Raw genomic sequence first — 18428 nt, 5'->3', positions numbered from 1 at the left:
CTACAAATATTTATATGCTAATTTGATGTAACCCCATGTTGGTTATCATCTGTGTCATTCATATAATAGCAAAATATTTTTCTATCAGTTTGCATAAAATAAATATAAAAAATAATAACTTGAAAACTATACGTTAAAAAATTGAAACAAACTCATTTTTTATACCGCTCTAGTTAATTAAGTATTTATTTATATGATGAATATATTAAACTGGCTACCTAAAGACTAATTTTTGAGCCAATATGCTATCTGCATTTTTTATTACAGACCACGACCCTAGCCTAGTAGTTAACGGCGTTTACGACCCTCTTTTAGTATCTATATCTGTTTTAATAGCAATATTCGCTTCTTTTTTTACAACCCGATTGATTGATTTAGCCAAAGAAACAAAATTTCATAATTATGAACGCCTAGCAAAATTTACTGCCGCTGCTATATTTTCAGCCGGTATTTGGAGTATGCACTTTATCGGTATGCTGGCCTTCTCGCTCTGCACAAATATTAAATACGACCCAACAATAACTATATTGTCTTTTCTTCCTGCTTTTTTTGCTTGCCTATTTGCAATTTCTATTTTAATTAACAATAAAGCGAGCTTCAAAATACTTGGTTTATGTTCTGTATTATTAGGCGCAGGCATTGGCACAATGCATTATAGCGGCATGGCCGCTATGGAGTTGGCTCCTTTATTACGCTACGACCCACTTATGTTTGTTTTATCAATATTTGTTGCAATAGCACTTTCTTTTATTGCTCTTTATAGTCGATTTAACTTAGATAAATTTTTCCCTACATTAACGCCTCTACAAAGCCGCACCATAAGCGAAATTATTTTGGGCCTTGCTGTTGCAGGAATGCACTATATGGGCATGGCAGCAACCCGTTTTGTTGCAACTTCGCCACTGCTATTCGATGATATTAACGCATCCGCCGGTCTTACATTTGTCGCAATTGCTGTTGCTACAGCAACGGTTGCTATTACAAGCGTCGTGGCGGTTATTAACGGAATGGTTCGTTATAAAATGTTGCTAGAAGAAAAGTCTGCCGATGAGTCTCGCCTGAATGCCATACTCGAAACAGCCATCGATGCCATAGTAACGATTGATCACAGAGGGCATATTTTAAGTTTTAATGCCTCAGCCACACATATTTTTGGCTGGCAAGAACATGAAGTAAAAAACAAAAATATAAAAATGTTAATGGATGAAAAGCTCGCTAAGCATCACGATGAATACCTCTCTAATGCAAAAGATGTTAACTCAAACAAGGTGCTCGGTGTAAACCGTGAAATTTTTGCAAAACACAAAGAAGGCCATCTTTTTCCTATTAGAATAGGCATTGGTGAAGTTAACCAGCCAGGACAAACCCCACTTTATGTTGGTTATATCACTGATTTAACCGAACAACGTGAATTACAACGCAGCCTTGTTGAAAAAGAGCAAAAATACCGTTCTTTAATAAACAATATGCCGGGTGCTGTATTTAGATGTAGGCTAGATGATAATTGGAGTATGTTATTCATAAGCCCAAGTATTTTAGAGTTAACAGGTTATCAATCAGATGAATTTACTGAGCATTGCTTAGAATTTAACGACCTTATTTTAAAAACTGACCAACAGGCAGTAATAGATGCAGTAACTTCAGCAGTTAAAGAAAAGCGCCAATATTCTATCGAATATAGAATTCGTCATAGAAATGGTAAAGTTTTATGGTTATTAGACCAAGGTAGTTTTTACTTTAATAATAAAGACGAAGCTCAGTGGATAGATGGCGTGTTTGTTGATATCACCGAGCGTAAAGAGTACGAAGAGAAGCTCGAAAAAGCGAAACTCATCGCTGAAGAAGCCGCACAAGCAAAACAGTCGTTTATGGCTAATATGAGCCACGAAATACGCACCCCTATGAACTCTATTATCGGCTTTAGCGACCTGCTCATGGATACACCACTCAATAATGAGCAGCAAAAGCACCTTGTTACCGTTAATAACGCAGCCCGTTCGCTTCTTCGCTTGCTTAACGAGGTACTCGATTCAGCTAAATTAGAACGTGGTAAGTTGACCATTGAGGCAGTTCACTTTAGCCTTAAACCCGTTATAGACAGCATCATTTCAACGTTTTGGTTAGAAGCAAAAAAGAAAGATCTTTTACTTCATCTTATTATTAAAGAATCAGTGCAAAATACCTATTACGGTGATCCAGACAGGTTAAGACAGATTTTAACTAACCTTATTGGCAATGCGATTAAGTTTACAGAGCATGGCTCTGTGACCATTACCGTAAGCACCACACAAAATGGGCATTTATTTTTTGAAGTACAAGACACCGGCATTGGGATTGAAAAGGATAGAGTGAGCGCTATTTTTCAACCTTTTGTCCAAGCTGACGGAACGACTACCCGCCGCTTTGGTGGTACAGGGCTTGGAACAACTATCAGCAAACAACTTGTTGAGCTGATGGGGGGAACTATAAATTTAGTCAGTGAAATAAATAAAGGCACCTGCTTTTATTTTTCGCTTCCTCTTAAAGTGGGTGATGAAGAAAAAATTGACTATTTTGATGGCCTTCATACACAGTTACCTGCCCTAAGAATTTTGGTCGTTGACGACATAGAACAAAATACTGAGCTTCTCTCGTTATTACTTTCCAGGGATCACCATGCGGTTACAAAAGCGAGTAATGGTCTTGAGGCAATTGACACCTTCAAACAACACGATTTTGATGTCATTTTAATGGATATTCACATGCCAGAATGTGACGGTATTGAAGCTTCGATAAAAATACGCGAGATAGAAAAACAACAACAGTTAAAAAATATTCCTATTATTGCTTTAACCGCCAGCGTTTTACAGCAAGATAAACTATTAGCTAAAAAAGCAGGCATGAATGGGTTTGCAAACAAGCCAATTGACATTAATCAATTAAATCAAGAAATTGCACAAGTACTTGGTTTAGGTGTTTCGAAAGAAATCGAAATAGCACAAACAGATCCAAATGCAAAACACATCGATTTTAAAAAAGGATTAGCGTTATGGGGATCGAAGTGTAAACAGCTGACTGAAATCACTAAATTTATTAAAGACAATGACAAACGCTTCGACACACTTATAAACGAGCCTCAGCTAAACACTCAAAATAGCTATAGTTTAATACACACTTTAAAAGGGATTGCTGGAAACCTTGGTCTTATTGCACTAATGAGACTTTTATCCAATCTAGAGCAAGCTATTAAACAAGGTGAGGACGTTGATAATATTTTACAATCAATAAAAGCTGAACTGTCTGTTATTTCTCAATTGTTAACGACAAAAGAATGTGATCAAACTGATAAACCTGAAAGTAAAAACAATGTAGTGTCAATTGATGAATTAACACAGCTGTGTGAAGCACTTTATGACTCAGCACAAAACGCTGAATTAAACGATAATGCATTGACGAACCTGCAAACGTTTTCAGGTGAACCCTTTTCAGATGACATTGCCGCAATAGCTGATGCATTTGATGAATTTGATTTTGAAAATGCGATTCTCAAATTAGACACATTGATAAACAAACTAAACGATATATGAGTATATAAATGATTTTTGCTACACACAGACCTCGGGTTTTAATTGTTGATGATGAGCCTGCGAACCTTAAGGTTATGCGAGAAATACTGGGCAATCAGTACCGACTGTCCTTTGCAAAATCGGGAGAAGCAGCCTTAACATTGCTTGAAAAAGAATTACCCAAACTCATTTTACTCGACATAATGATGCCACATATGAATGGGTTTGAAGTATGTGAACACGTTAAACGTAATCCAAAAACCGCACACATCCCCATTATTTTTGTCACAGCCCTTGGTGACGAGAGCGATGAGTATAAAGGGTTTGAATTAGGTGCGGTCGACTACATAACCAAGCCAATAAGCCCTGCTATTGTAAGAGCGCGTGTTAAAACACACCTTTCTTTGGTACAAGCAGAGCAATTAAAGCAAGCACATATAGATTTAGTTCAGCGCTTGGGGCGTGCCGCAGAGTATAAAGATACCGATACGGGTGAGCACATAGTTCGTATGAGCCAGTACAGTAAAGTTCTTGCGCTAGGTATTGGCATGTCAGAAAATCAAGCAGAGCTTCTGCATCAGGCAGCGCCTATGCATGATGTTGGAAAAATAGGTATTCCCGATGCAATTTTATTAAAGCCCGGAAAGTTATCAGAGCAAGAATTTGAACACATGAAAGAGCATGCCTTAATTGGCGCAAAAATTTTAGCTAATTCATCTTCTCCATTGCTTCAACTCGCGCACACATTGGCAATAGAGCATCACGAAAAATGGGATGGAACAGGTTACCCTTACGGTTTAAAAGGCGATGAAATTTCAATCGAAGGTAGAATTGTTGCTGTTGCAGATGTATTTGATGCACTCACATCTAAACGCCCATATAAAGACGCGTGGAGTGTAGAAAAAGCAGTTGCTCATATGAAAGACCAAGCAGGTAGCCACTTTGACCCAGCTATTATTGATTTATTAGTTAATAAACTAGACGAAATACTCAATATCAAGCAAAGCAATCAAGAACGTTAACTCTTTTTAGCACTGTGTGATCCCTGCTCAACAGATGGGTAAAACATCTTAATATGTTCATAATCATGAGATGTTATTTCATGACTATTATCGCTTTCATCTTTAAAATATATTGAGAACGTAACACCGTGGTCGGCTAATACTGTTTTTATGTCCATTGATTTGAAGTGCGCAAGCCACGCTATAAATTGTTCTCCAGTAGCACCAAACGCAATTCCTTTGCTGCGAACTTGACCTTCAAACAATGCTAAGCGTGTTGTGGTATTTCGGTCTTGGAGTGTTAAAGGCCCTTTGCCTGTCTCGTCCCAAAACGCAAGCTCCTCAACTACTTTAAAGCCAAGTACTTTTTCATACCAAGTCACTGCATTCGAAAGGTTATTTACGTTTATGTGGCAGTGATCAATCCCCGATAGTAAAGGCATTGTTTTGTTGCTCATATTACTCACCAATCTCTGACTTTAACTGCTCTAAAAACGCATCCATATAGTGAGTGCGTCTTTGCGCTTCAGCTTTAGCTGATGGCGTGTTCATACTCTTAGCAATATTTAAAAGTTTTATAAAAAAATGATCTAAAGTAAATTTTTTATCGTCAGGCTCTCTAGTTGTACAAAAAGGATCGTCAGGGCTGTAAAGTAAACGCCCTATAGAGCCCCCTACTTTCATGCAACGGCTAACACCAATGGCACCAAGAGCATCCATTCTATCTGCATCTTGTACTATTTGCGCCTCAAGCGTTTTAATTTTAATGTTAGCACTAAAGCTATGTGCCGCTATTGCATGATGAATTTCTTCAAACAAGTTTGCGTCATAACCTAAGCCTTTTAAAAACCCAATCGCTTTATCGGCTGCCATAGTCGATGCTTTGGCTCTGTCAGGGTGATTTTTAGCCACTGCGACACAGTCGTGTAACCATGCTGCAGGCAAAACAATCGCCATATTGGCATTTTCAGCTTCACAAAGTTGTATTGCCACTCTAACCACACGTTCTATATGGGTAATATCATGAGCAACATCAGCATGTTTAAGCGATGTAATAAAGTCACGACATTGCCCAGAGAGTATTTGTAATGCGGGAGATAACGTGGTTTCTGCCAAGGTAGTTTCCAAAAATTTATTAACATATTGAATTAGTCATACTTTACCGCGCTTTATAGGCTTCATGCAAAACATTCATTGTATGTTGCCCCTGCCTTGACTAAAATACATCGCTTATTTAATACAACCGAGAAGCCTTATGTCATCTGCCGTTTATCTCCAAGCTGGTCGCGATAAATCATTAAAAAGAAAACACCCATGGTTATTTTCTAAAGCCATTAAAAAGATCAAAGGTAAACCGGGACTGGGCGATACGGTAACTATTCACGACAGTGAAGGTAAATATTTAGCAACAGCAGCCTATAGCCCGCATTCTCAGATTCGAGCGCGTGTTTGGAGCTTTGACGAAAAAGAAATTATAGATCAACACTTTTTTGAGAGACGCTTACGCCGAGCACTTGAAGCTCGTAGCCAAGTAATTGAAGAAGGCGGATTAACTGGTTACCGATTATGTGCCGCTGAGTCTGATTACTTACCGGGTGTTACAATCGATAAGTTTGATAATGTACTTGTATGCCAACTACTAAGCGCAGGTGCAGAGCGCCACAAAGGTGAAATTGTAGGCGCACTGATGGCTATATTTCCAGGCAGCAGTATTTACGAGCGTTCAGACGTGGACGTACGAACAAAAGAAGGGTTAGAGCCAATTAAAGGGGTACTTTGGGGCTCTGAGCCAAAGCAGCCAGTGCTTATTGAAGAAAATGGTTTAAAGCTTGAGGTAGATATTTTAGAAGGTCATAAAACCGGATTTTACCTAGATCAACGCGATAGCCGTGCAGCACTTGAGCGTTTTTCAAAAGATAAAACTGTTCTTAACTGCTTTAGCTACACAGGGACATTCTCACTTTATGCGCTTCGTGGTGGCTGTACACATGTAACCAACGTTGACGTATCACAACCGGCACTCGATACCGCAAAACGTAATGTTGAGCATAATAATTTAGATTTAAATAAAGTCGATTTTGTTAAGCAAGATGTTTTTAAACTTTTACGCCAGTACAGAGACGAAGGTAAACAGTTCGACACCATTGTTATGGACCCGCCTAAATTTGCCGACAACAAGGCACAGCTAACAGGTGCATGCAGGGGCTATAAAGATATCAATATGATAGCTATGCAAATATTAAAGCCAGGCGGCACACTATTAACATTCTCTTGCTCGGGCTTAATGGAACAAAACTTATTTCAGAAAGTAGTTGCAGACGCAGCACTAGACGCGGGTAAAGACTTGTTAATAATGGAACGTTTAAACCAAGCAGCTGACCACCCAATTGCGGGCAGCTACCCTGAAGGCTTTTACTTAAAAGGGCTTATCTGTAAAGTTTATTAATTAACATTTAATTGGTTAATTAAACTCTATTATCTCAAGCCCTGCCGTAATCGTGCCATCATCTTCTTTGCTGGCACGTATTACCTTAGCGGTCGCTTTTAAAGGGGCAATACTTGGATGGGTTGATGCAATATCAACAGACAAAAGTGTATTTGGTTCTAATAAATCATCTAAATGCAATGACAATCCCGTTGCACTTAAGTCTACGCATTCAGCAGTGTAAGTTAAGCCTGCAACCGGCTCAATAGTTGTAAGCATTGCAGTAGCGTTTACCTGCATGCGTCTATAGTTTCGTTTATCTTCTGTGAACATAATTCCCTCTAAACTATTGTGTTTATTTGCTCTAACAGTGCACTTATGGCAAACGGTTTGACTACATAAGCATCACAACCGGCGTCAAACCCTGTTTTCTTCTCAAGCTCAGACTCAAGGCCTGACACCATAACCACAGGAATGTTTTTAGTTTCTGGCGTATGTTTTAGCATTCTGCACGTATCGTAGCCATCAAGGCCTGGCATACATACATCGAGTAAAATAATGTCAGGAGGATTGGCAATTGCAGACGCAAGACAATTCTGACCAGAGTCAGCATAACTAACGTCAAATTTAGACTCTAGTGCAGGTTTAAGCATTTCGTAATTAAAATACTCATCATCTACAACTAATAGTCGTTTTGTTTTAGGTTCAATCACCGAGGACATGCTTATGTCGTTTCCTTCTCAAAACAAAAATAAATCCTACCTTTAAGGTACTAACCTTCTTGATAAATGCAAGCATTATTCAACTTCTTTTATAGCATTTAAAATTCGTTTAGACGAAATAGGGTAAGGCGTTCCTAGCGTTTGTGCAAATAATGAAACTCTTAGCTCTTGTTGCATCCAAAATATAGCTTCTATCTCGCTGGGTATTGGCATACCTTTGGGTATTTTATTAGACAGCTTTTTATACTCAGCTGCCACTTTATCAAGCTCAAGTACACACACTCTGTCTCTGTTTGGGTCAACAGGGAGCTTTTCTAATCGCTTTTGAATCGCTTTCAAATAACGAATTAAATCAGTCAGCTTAGTCGCACCATGTTGACTAACAAACCCTTTAAAAATTAACGACTCAAGCTGAGACTTAATATCGCCATGCGCAGTGATCATGGTCAAATCAACCCGCCCTTTCATTTTTTTATGTAGCGCATGTGCAATGCTAAGAACTTGTTCAACGTGAATAGCTATATCGACTACAGCGTCATCTAGCTCGCCACGTATTTCTTCTTTTACACTTTCAAACTCACTGCTCGTTCTAATATCGCCATATTTGAGTAATAAGCTATCAACACCCGCGGCAATACAATCATTAATTAAATCGGCTATTTTTCCAAAAGGATTAAAGTACAATCCCAACTTAGCCTTATTAGGCAGATTTTGCTGTAAATATTTAATAGGTGAAGGCACATTTAATAATACCAATCGGCGAAGGCCTTGCTGGTGTGCAATCTGTGCCTTTATTTCGTTATCAAATAGCTCAACCGCAGCACTTGATTTTTTATCAACCAGCGCTGGATACGCTTTTATTTCGTACTGGCCTTGCTTTTTAACGTAAGACTTAGGCAGTTCACCAAAGTTCCATTGTGTTAAGTCTGCTTTTTCAATACCGTCATCCGCAACTTTAGAAAGTGTTTCGGTTACCTCTCCTTGAAGCTCTGCTTTGAGCTTCGCAAGGTCTAAACCGCGAGCAAGTAGTTTATTGTGCTCATCGCGTACTTCAAAATGTAAGCGTAAATGGGAAGCAAGTGATGTTAAATCCCACGCTTCAGGGTCAACGCGTACACCGGTCATTCTCAACAAACGTGTGGTAAGTGCGTCAAGCAACGTGCCTTGCATCGGCTCTACCGCCGCAATAACAGCATCGGCATAATTAGGAGCGGGCACAAAGTTACGTCGAAGTGATTTTGGTAGCGATTTAATCAAGCCACTAATAAGTTCGTGCCTAAACGCAGGGATATGCCAATCAAAGCCGGTTTCTTGCACTTGATTTAATAAGGCAACGGGTATTTGCACCGCAACACCATCAACCGCTTGACCTGGATCAAAGTGATACGTAAGCGGTAATATTAAATTATCTTGCTGCCATGTATCTGGGTAATCAAACTCTGTAATACTGTTTGCACCATGGCGCATTAACTCATCGCGAGTCATATGTAGATAGTGTTTATTTTGTTGTTTTTGAGTTTTATACCACTTTAAAAAAGCGGCTCGATTATTAATTTCTTTTGGTATTTTTTTATCGTAAAACTCAAATAAGGTTTGTTCATCAACTAAAATATCACGTCGGCGCGACTTATTTTCAAGAACTTGTATATCTTCGATTAGCTCACGGTTAAACTGTAAAAAACGCTCGTTTAAACCTAGCTCTTGTTCAACCAGTGCGGTGCGTACAAACAGCTCACGACTAACTTTAGGGTCTATATTGCTATAAACACAGCGGCGCTTATTAACAACTAACAACCCATATAAAGTTTGTTGCTCAAAGGCAATAACAGCCCCAGGTTTTTTCTCCCAGTGGGGCTCAGAGTAGCTGCGTTTTACCAAATGTTGGGCTAAAGGTTCAACCCAACTGATATCGATTTTTGCATTAGTGCGCGCATACAATTTACTCGTTTCAACAAGCTCTGCTGACATAATCCATTTAGGCGCTTTTTTAAATAAACCTGACCCCGGAAAAATATGAAACTGACTATTACGCGCACCTTTGTAAGCTTGTTTTTCGTCCTTAAAACCAATATGGCTAAGCATACCGCTTAGTAAGGCTTTGTGTACGGCTTCACTATCAGCAACATTACTTGTTGCCTTCATGCCCATTTCGTTACACACAGTACTTATTTGATATACAATATCTTGCCATTCACGCAGGCGCATATAGGCTAGGAAGTCTTTTTGGCATAATTTTCTAAACTGACTGTTTGTCAGCTCGCTTTGTTGCTCTTCTAAGTAATTCCACAAATTTAAAAAGGCAATAAAGTCTGAATCAGGATCATCAAAGCGGCCGTGTTTTTCATTCGCTGCTGCGCGTTTTTCCTGAGGTCGTTCACGTGGGTCTTGAATAGATAAAGCAGCCACAATGATAATAACTTCACGAAGTGCACCTAACTTATGCGCTGTTAACACCATTTTAGCCAAACGCGGATCAACGGGTAATCGGCTCAGCTCCCTACCAGATTGCGTTAACGCAGTTCTATTATCTCGTTTAGACGACTTTACTGCTTGTAACTCCTCAAGCAGAGTCAAACCATCATTGATATTTCTGCTATCTGGCGCTTGCACAAATGGAAATTGCGCCATGTCACCCAAGCCCAAAGCTAGCATTTGTAAAATAACAGAGGCTAAGTTTGTACGTAGAATTTCCGGGTCAGTAAACTCGGGGCGAGATAAAAAGTCATCCTCAGAATACAGGCGAATACAAATACCCGCTTCAACACGCCCACAACGGCCCATACGCTGATTAGCGCTTGCTTGTGAAATAGGCTCAATTGGTAAACGCTGTACTTTTGTACGGTAGCTGTAGCGACTTATGCGCGCAGTACCTGGGTCTATAACATAGCGAATACCCGGTACGGTCAATGACGTTTCAGCCACGTTGGTCGATAAAATAATATGGCGGCGCGAATGCGGTGCAAATATTCGGTTTTGCTCTGCATTTGATAAACGCGAATACAGTGGGAGTACATCAGTGTGTTTTAAATTTCGCTTACTCAACGCGTCGGCAGTGTCACGAATTTCACGCTCACCATTTAAAAATATAAGTATGTCGCCAGGGCCTTCTGCGCACAGCTCGTCAACGGCATCAAAAATACCTTGTAACTGGTCACCTTCTGCTTCCATACCCTCTTTTTTAATATCGCTAATTGGGTTGTAACGAACATCAACAGGGAAAGTACGACCTGATACCTCAATAATTGGCGCATCGTTAAAATGCTTAGAAAAACGCTCAGGGTCAATCGTTGCTGAGGTAATTATAACTTTTAAATCTGGACGCTTAGGCAGTAAGTTTTTTAAGTACCCTAAAATAAAGTCAATGTTTAGGCTACGCTCGTGGGCTTCATCAATAATTATGGTGTCGTATTGATTTAAAAAGCGATCTTGCTGAATTTCAGCCAGTAAAATACCGTCTGTCATCAGTTTAATGTATGTATTGTTAGAAACCTGATCACTAAAGCGGATTTTAAAACCCACTTGTTGGCCAAGTTCACACTTCATCTCATCAGCAATACGGTTTGCAACGGTGCGTGCGGCTAACCTACGTGGTTGTGTATGGCCAATAAACCCATCAACTCCACGGCCAAGCTCTAGACACATTTTAGGTATTTGCGTCGTTTTTCCCGAGCCCGTTTCACCGGCAATAATAACAACTTGATTATTTGCTATTGCGTCTTTAATGGCTTGTTTTTTTTGACTTACAGGCAGCTGCTCAGGGTATGTTACCTGTGGCAAGTTAGCTAATCGTTTTTCTTTTGATTGTTGGCTGCGGGTTATATCTGCGGCTATTTTTTCAAGCGCATTGGCTTGCTTAGTTTCGTCGGCTATTTTTTTAACACCATGAAGGCGTTTTTTGAATATGAATTGATCTTTTTTTAAGCACGTTTTTAGCTCGCCAAACAACTGACCTAGGTTAACCACCCGCATACCTTATAAAATATGTAAAAGAGCCATAATTGTATCAAAGTTAACGGCTCGGGTTAATCCTACAAATCATTAAACACTCAGTTGTTTGACATTTAATCACATGTATCAGTCTGTATTCCTATTCGCCTTTAAAAATGCCTACATAAGTTGCTTGCGTATTCGATTTACTCGCGCGATACATACCCGACGTGTTAAACGGTAAACTAATATTGCCCTGCGTGTCGATTATAATAACACCGCCTGTACCACCTATTGGCTCTAATACCTTGTTTATTACTTCATCACCAGCTTGAGAGATTGTACTGCCTTGGTATTTAACACGAGCGCAAATATCACTTGCCACGTTGTAGCGAATAAAATATTCACCATGGCCGGTTGCTGATACCGCACATGACTCATTCTCAGCAAACGTACCAGCACCTATAACAGGAGCATCTCCAACACGGCCGTAGCGCTTTGCCGTCATTCCACCGGTTGATGTGCCTGCAGCTAAATTACCATTTTTATCAAGGGCAACAGCGCCAACAGTGCCCATTTTAAAGTTATCTGGTAGTGCATTGTGTGCAGCCTGATATGACTTAGTTGTTGCTTTGGCTTTATCGAGCTTATCTTTTGCTTTAAGCAGCGCATCGTAACGATGTTTAGTATCAAATATGTTATTTTCGATAAGTTCAATACCTTGCTCTTTTGCAAATTCCTCAGCACCTTGCCCACTGAGCATAACGTGCACTGAGTTATCCATAACTAAACGAGCAAGTTTAATTGGGCTCTCTACATGTTTTACACCTGCAACAGCCCCAGCTTGGCGGTTACGCCCGTCCATAATTGATGCGTCGAGTTCATGCCCACCGTCATATGTATATACTGCACCGCGCCCTGCATTAAAAAACTCAGACTTTTCTAATACTGTAATTGCAGCCGTCACCGCATCTAAGCTTTCCCCGCCTTTTTCAAGAACGCTGTAACCTGCTTCAACAGCTTCGGATAATTTAGCACGGTAGGCTTTTTCTTGCTCAGGGGAAAATTTTGCTTTATCTATTGTTCCTGCGCCACCATGAATGGCAATGGCAAGCGGAGATTCTTCACTTAGTGCACTGTGACTAAACCCTATGCACGCACTGGCTAAAATAGATAATAAGATTATTTTTTTCATGACTGGCCCTTATCAAAAAAGTATTGAAACCAATGTGAACGGTTAAAACGTAAATTTCAACTAAAGTAAGTTTAAAGGCATAAAAAAAGCGCCTTGAGGCGCTTTTTATAGTTAACGTGTTTAAATTAAGCTTGTTTGGCTTTTAAACGCGCTAAACGTGCTACTTGGTGAGTAGACGTTAAGAAAGAGTAAATTGGTGCTAAATAGCCGCGCTTACGAAGCTCTAAGAAGTCTGCATCGCTTAGCTCATTTAGTTTTTTCTCGTCGATAAGGTAAATACCGTTGATGTCTTTTTTCTCGCCTTTGATGTCTACTGTTAACGTTTGTGCTATCAGTAGCTCTTTGTCAGCAAGGAATTTAGTGAACGCATCTGTTACTTGAGAAAATTCAATGAAAGACACTAGCGACTCTTTGCGACGTTTTAGGTAATCTGTTTCTTCACCGTTTTCAAATAACGCATTACCGTCTGTTTCGCTTACAAGTGGGCTTGCTTCATCAATAACAATACCAAATTGGTCTTGCTCTGGGTGTTTAACTAAACCTAGTGGGTAACGTGTAGACGCCATTGGTGCAAAAGAAGCTGTCCATTTGTCGCCTTCAACAAATAAGTTTTCGCCTGGCTCTAAGCCAAACATTGCAACTGCTTGGAAAGTACCTGCTTCGTTATTTTTAACAAACGACATAGGAAACTCATTTGCTACACGCGCAAACTCATGTGCTACTACAGGCACTAAATGTTGAGTTTTCATAAATTCTACATTGATGCCGTTTTGAATTTTAATGTTGGCATGTTTTTCATTGTGTAAAGGCTGTACTTGTTGCTCCGCCATGTTACTGCTCCGTTTTTAATTTTATAAGTTTCATTGTTAATGCACTAAGGCTAATGCTTTTGAAGCGAAAAAGGAAGGGAAAGTTTTATGACATAAGCCATCTAAAAATAAAATTTAAATAAATCTGCACGTTGCCAAAAAACATACACGTAATAATTTTAAAATGCGCTTAAAAATAAAGCGTTACGCGGCTATTTAGCATACAAAACTAAGCAACCCATTTACAATAGTTAACAGGTATTCACCTATAAACTTACTCATATTGGAGAATATTTAAACAAACAAAAAGGCAGCTAATTTAGCCGCCTTTATAAAATTGAGTGAGTACTGCAAATTTGATTAAATTATGGAGCCCAATACACTTCAATATTTATATCAGGATGGTTTAGCACAGCACGCAGAGGCATATCGTTAACATCGCCCCCTGCCTTAGCTTGCTTATAAACAGCGAGCTTTTCTTCACCGCTAATAAGTAGTTTTACCACTTTAGAATTTGCTATTGCATGCAAGGTAAGCGTCATACGCTCGGTAATACTCCCCGTCACGTCGCTTTGTATTGCGTTAATCGCACAAACCGTTTGAGTGGTGGTTAAACCATTTTCTAATCCATCTGCGTGTGGAAACAAAGATGCAGTGTGCCCATCAGGCCCCATACCTAAAATAGTTACATCATAAGGCGCTTTGAGTGCACTATACGCGGTTTCACATTTTTCAGCACCTTGTTGTGCAGTAGAAGCATCGTTTTTCATTGTTATAAAGTTGGCTGCATTGCCAAAATTTTGCAACAACGTACTTTTAATAAAAGCTTCATTACTTTTCTCGTGATTTGGCTCAACCCAGCGCTCATCAACCATGGCTACGTCAACGTTCTGCCAATCTAAATCAAGGGTTGATAAATGCTTATATGCTGCAGCGGGTGATGACCCGCCTGATACCATTAGTACCGCGCGGCCATCATCTTTAATACCATCTATTAATGATTGCTCTAAGGTTGCCGATAACTCTTTTGTTAGTGCATCTTTATCATCAAAAAATTTTTCAACTAAAGTCGCCATAATTATGCCTTATCACCTGTGTTAAACCACACATGGTTGTTTTCTGCTAATAGTTCATCGGCATCATCAGGCCCCCACGTACCGGCGCGGTAAAGTGCAGGCTTACCTTTTTCTTGCCAACGCTCAACAATCGGGTCAATCCATTTCCATGCTTGACGAACCTCATCACGGTGAATAAACAACGATGGGTTATTTGCAGCCGCATCAAGCATTAAACGTTTATACGCATCAGAATGGAAACCGTTACTGTAAGCTTGTGATAACTCAATGTTCATCGTTACCGGCTCTAATTGCATTTCAAGGTTGTCCAAACGTTTTGACATAAGCGTTAGCTGAATCGTTTCTTCAGGCTGAAGGCGAATAACTAAGCGGTTTGGTTCAATGTTGCCAACATTTTCTTCATAAATATTGTGCGATACTTTTTTGTACTCAACCACTATTTCAGCACAACGTTTTGCCATGCGTTTACCAGTACGAAGGTAAAATGGTACGCCAGCCCAGCGCCAATTATCAATGTGTGCACGAATAGCAACAAAGGTTTCTGTTTTACTAGCGCCTTCGTTTAGCTCTTCAAGGTAGCCAGGAACTATTTTTCCGTTTAAATCGCCCGGTACATATTGGCCGCGTACTATGTTGCTATCAACATCTGAATCAAAAAGTGGACGAAGCGCTTCGAGTACTTTTAGTTTTTCGTTACGAATACTATTAGCATTAAGCTTATTAGGAGCTTCCATTGCAACAAGGCACAAAAGCTGTAATAAGTGATTTTGAACCATATCACGAAGTGCACCGGCTTTGTCGTAAAACCCAGCTCTGCTCTCAAGGCCTACGGTTTCAGAAAGACTAATTTGAATATTATCAATCGATTTAGCATCCCACATGTTTTCAAATAATGAATTTGAAAAACGCAGTGCCATTAGGTTTTGTACTGTTTCTTTACCTAAGTAATGGTCTATACGGAAAATTTGGTCTTCTTCAAAAAATTCAGCAATTTTAGCGTTTATTGCTTCTGCAGATTCACCACAGTAACCGATTGGTTTTTCTACGACTACACGCGATGTTGGCGTAATCAAATCTTTTGTAGAAAGAATTTCACAACACTTGCCATAAACGGCTGGTGGTAAAGATAAGTAAAACACGCGAGATTTAGTACTATCGTGCTCATCTAAGATCTCTTTAAGCACATCCCAGTTATCGTCAGCTTCAGTAACATTACTCACCACTGGCACTAAATAAGTAGAAAATGCTTTCCAATCTTTGGCGTTAAATTCACCTTTACTTAAAAACTCTTGTAGTGCTTTGTGCGCTGTTTCAATGTATTCGGCACGTTTGCTTTCTTCACGAACTGTTGGCAGGATGCGTGAGCCTTCAGGTAGGTTCCCTTCTTGATATGCTCTGTACATTGCAGGTAGTAATTTGCGTAACGCAAGATCACCACCGCCCCCAAAAATTATGATATCAAAAGGATTAAGCATAGTTACTCTCTACGTTGTGATACCCCGTCCTAAATAAGTTCGCGGGTATGCCTGTTTATAACTTGGATTATGATAGCTTTTATAATGTGTTAAAAAGCCTGCTGAATTGTTCTTAATTGATGATGTATTATTATTTTTTTATCATCTACGCTTTATTAAATGAGCCTTAGGATTCTGTATCTCCTCTCACAAAAATACAGACCCTAAGCACTCCAGCGCTACCCGTTCAAAGGTACTCGGTTTACCTACTTTTAAGCAGGTTAAATTGTTACTGCGTACGGTGTTGCTTATAGTACGCCATCAGTCCACTTGTAGAGCTATCGTGATCGTGATTTACACTATCATCTGTAAGCTCACTTTCAATTTTAGATGCCAAGCCTTTGCCCAGTTCAACACCCCATTGATCAAATGAACAAATGTCTAAAATTATGCCTTGGCAAAAGATTTTGTGTTCGTATAACGCAATTAAACGCCCTACCGTTTTAGCATCAACAGTGTCTAGCAGCATTGATGTTGTTGGGCGGTTCCCTTGATGAATTTTGTGATTTAGTAGTTCATCAATCTGCGCCTGCGATTTACCTTTAGCTGTTAAGTCGGCTGTAACTTGTTCTGCATCAACGCCACTCATCATTGCTTCTGTTTGAGCAAAAAAGTTTGATAATAAAATGTCATGATGCTTATCAACATTTATTTGTGGTTTAACAGATGCAATAAAATCTGCTGGCACAATCACGTTGCCTTGGTGCAGGCATTGATAAAACGCGTGCTGACCGTTAATACCAGTCATACCCCAAATGATTGGTACCGTGGTGTACGCTACTACTTTACCTGCAAAGTTAACATGCTTACCGTTACTTTCCATCTCACCTTGTTGTAAATACGCAGGTAACATGTGAAGAGATTGGTCGTAAGGTAAAATTGCTTGCGACGTATACCCTAAAAAGCTGGTATTCCAAACACTTAACAAAGCCATTATTAAAGGAATATTCTGCTCAAGCGGCGCATTTTTAAAGTGTTCATCAACTTCAAAAGCACCTGTTAGTATTTCTTCAAATGCGTCATAACCTAAATACAGCGCAATCGGTAAGCCTATCGCACTCCATAATGAAAAGCGACCACCTACCCAATCCCACATAGTGAATACGTTTTCATCAGCAATACCAAAGGCAGCTGTTTTTTCTAAATTTGTACTTACTGCAACAAAATGTTTAGCAATTGTGCTTTCATCTTTTGTTGTTTCTAAAAACCAATCTACCGCTGTTTTAGCGTTCGTCATGGTTTCTGATGTAGTAAATGTTTTTGACGAGATAACAAATAGTGTTGTTTCGGGATCAATATTTTTAAGTACAGAAGCAATTTGTACACCATCAGCATTTGACACGTAATGCACATTTAACGTGTTGTCTGCGAGTGCTTTTAACGCCTCAGTTGCCATTTGAGGACCTAGGTTCGACCCGCCTACTCCAATGCTGACAACGTCTTTCACCGCTTTGCCCGTATAACCAAGCCATTGGCCGCTTCGCACTTTTTCAACAAATACTTTAATTTTGGCAAGTTCATTATCAACCGCTTGTGTTACATTTTCTCCATCAACAATTAATGGAGTATGTGCACGATTACGTAATGCAGTATGCAGTACAGAGCGTTCTTCGGTGATGTTGATTTTTTCACCACTAAACATTTTATCTCGCCAAGAGGCAATATCGCACTCTTTAGCAAGCGACACTAAATTAGCAAAAACATCGTTATCAATTAATTGTTTAGAGTAGTCGAATAATACACCTGGGATCTGAGTTGAAAACTTAGAAAAGCGGGTACCGTCTTGTGCAAATAACGTTTTAAGATGTGTTTGTTTCATCTTAGCAGCACTTTGTTCAAGGGCTTGCCAACTTGCTAATTGCGTTCGGTTCGACATTTAAATATCCTCTAAAAATTTTAACCGGTTGATTTATAGTTTCTTTTTATGATGTAAAAGTCTTTAATACACACTAAACACACTAAAATAAAACGCTGATAGTATAGTTAAAAACGTAAAAAAAGCGCTGCTTTTACTATTTTATACGCAGATGATAACGCAATTTTTGTCTTTTGACACCGGTATCATAAATATTTTGCAAATTATTTTACCCGCAATTTCAAAGGCACCCACAAAGCTTAATCGATTAAGTTGCTATGTTCGTGAATTTTACTAAACGTTCAGTACATTTTTAATAGTTATGACATTTATGTGAATAAATAAAAAATCGGCTACCA

General features: G+C 39.4%; 13 protein-coding genes. 3 read left to right on the top strand and 10 right to left on the bottom strand.

What is annotated here, in order from left to right; translation table 11 throughout:
- Positions 1-242 precede the first annotated feature (242 nt).
- Both CWB65_RS07665 and CWB65_RS07660 read left to right on the top strand, forming a co-directional pair.
- The gene (locus tag CWB65_RS07665; RefSeq protein ID WP_138740332.1) at positions 243-3566 is read left to right on the top strand and encodes an MHYT domain-containing protein; all 3324 of its coding nucleotides are present in this window, start codon (positions 243-245) and stop codon (positions 3564-3566) included.
- Positions 3567-3574: 8 nt separating this feature from the next.
- Positions 3575-4567, top strand: coding sequence for a response regulator (locus CWB65_RS07660; protein ID WP_008129762.1), 993 nt, complete (start codon positions 3575-3577; stop codon positions 4565-4567).
- Here the strand turns inward: CWB65_RS07660 and CWB65_RS07655 are convergent.
- Together CWB65_RS07655 and CWB65_RS07650 are read right to left on the bottom strand one after the other, a co-directional pair.
- On the bottom strand, positions 4564-5004 hold the full coding sequence (locus CWB65_RS07655) for a VOC family protein (RefSeq protein WP_008129764.1): 441 nt from the start codon (positions 5002-5004) through the stop codon (positions 4564-4566). The genes CWB65_RS07660 and CWB65_RS07655 overlap by 4 nt on opposite strands.
- A gap of 1 nt (position 5005) precedes the next feature.
- Positions 5006-5695 carry an HD domain-containing protein gene (locus CWB65_RS07650; protein ID WP_371816613.1) on the bottom strand — a complete coding sequence of 230 codons (690 nt, stop codon included), beginning with the start codon at positions 5693-5695 and terminating at the stop codon, positions 5006-5008.
- Positions 5696-5801: 106 nt separating this feature from the next.
- On the opposite strand from CWB65_RS07650, the gene CWB65_RS07645 reads away from it, so the two are divergent.
- Positions 5802-6992, top strand: a complete 1191-nt coding sequence (locus tag CWB65_RS07645) for a class I SAM-dependent methyltransferase (RefSeq protein ID WP_138740331.1) — start codon at positions 5802-5804, stop codon at positions 6990-6992.
- 15 nt (positions 6993-7007) lie between these two features.
- Here CWB65_RS07645 and CWB65_RS07640 read toward each other — a convergent pair whose 3' ends face one another.
- The 8 genes from CWB65_RS07640 to pgi all read right to left on the bottom strand — a co-directional run bounded on the left by CWB65_RS07640 (position 7008) and on the right by pgi (position 18090).
- The gene (locus tag CWB65_RS07640; RefSeq protein ID WP_006792347.1) at positions 7008-7304 is read right to left on the bottom strand and encodes a PilZ domain-containing protein; all 297 of its coding nucleotides are present in this window, start codon (positions 7302-7304) and stop codon (positions 7008-7010) included.
- Between the two features lie 8 nt (positions 7305-7312).
- The gene (locus CWB65_RS07635) at positions 7313-7693 is read right to left on the bottom strand and encodes a response regulator transcription factor (protein WP_008129771.1); all 381 of its coding nucleotides are present in this window, start codon (positions 7691-7693) and stop codon (positions 7313-7315) included.
- Between the two features lie 75 nt (positions 7694-7768).
- The gene (hrpA, locus tag CWB65_RS07630; protein ID WP_171047578.1) at positions 7769-11656 is read right to left on the bottom strand and encodes an ATP-dependent RNA helicase HrpA; all 3888 of its coding nucleotides are present in this window, start codon (positions 11654-11656) and stop codon (positions 7769-7771) included.
- Between the two features lie 124 nt (positions 11657-11780).
- Positions 11781-12815: an isoaspartyl peptidase/L-asparaginase family protein gene (locus CWB65_RS07625; RefSeq protein WP_138740329.1), complete on the bottom strand. Its 1035-nt coding sequence runs from the start codon at positions 12813-12815 to the stop codon at positions 11781-11783.
- 125 nt (positions 12816-12940) lie between these two features.
- Positions 12941-13645: a SapC family protein gene (locus CWB65_RS07620; protein ID WP_006792343.1), complete on the bottom strand. Its 705-nt coding sequence runs from the start codon at positions 13643-13645 to the stop codon at positions 12941-12943.
- A 344-nt stretch (positions 13646-13989) separates the two neighbouring features.
- The gene (pgl, locus tag CWB65_RS07615; RefSeq protein WP_138740328.1) at positions 13990-14700 is read right to left on the bottom strand and encodes a 6-phosphogluconolactonase; all 711 of its coding nucleotides are present in this window, start codon (positions 14698-14700) and stop codon (positions 13990-13992) included.
- Positions 14701-14702: 2 nt separating this feature from the next.
- The gene (gene zwf, locus CWB65_RS07610) at positions 14703-16175 is read right to left on the bottom strand and encodes a glucose-6-phosphate dehydrogenase (protein ID WP_138740327.1); all 1473 of its coding nucleotides are present in this window, start codon (positions 16173-16175) and stop codon (positions 14703-14705) included.
- Between the two features lie 268 nt (positions 16176-16443).
- Positions 16444-18090: a glucose-6-phosphate isomerase gene (gene pgi, locus CWB65_RS07605; RefSeq protein WP_138740326.1), complete on the bottom strand. Its 1647-nt coding sequence runs from the start codon at positions 18088-18090 to the stop codon at positions 16444-16446.
- Positions 18091-18428 lie beyond the last annotated feature (338 nt).

The organism is Pseudoalteromonas sp. S554 (assembly GCF_005930865.1).
Classification (GTDB): Bacteria; Pseudomonadota; Gammaproteobacteria; order Enterobacterales; family Alteromonadaceae; genus Pseudoalteromonas; species Pseudoalteromonas marina.
Note: the sequence above shows the minus strand (reverse complement) of the source record. Positions and strands in the feature narration are given on the sequence as shown.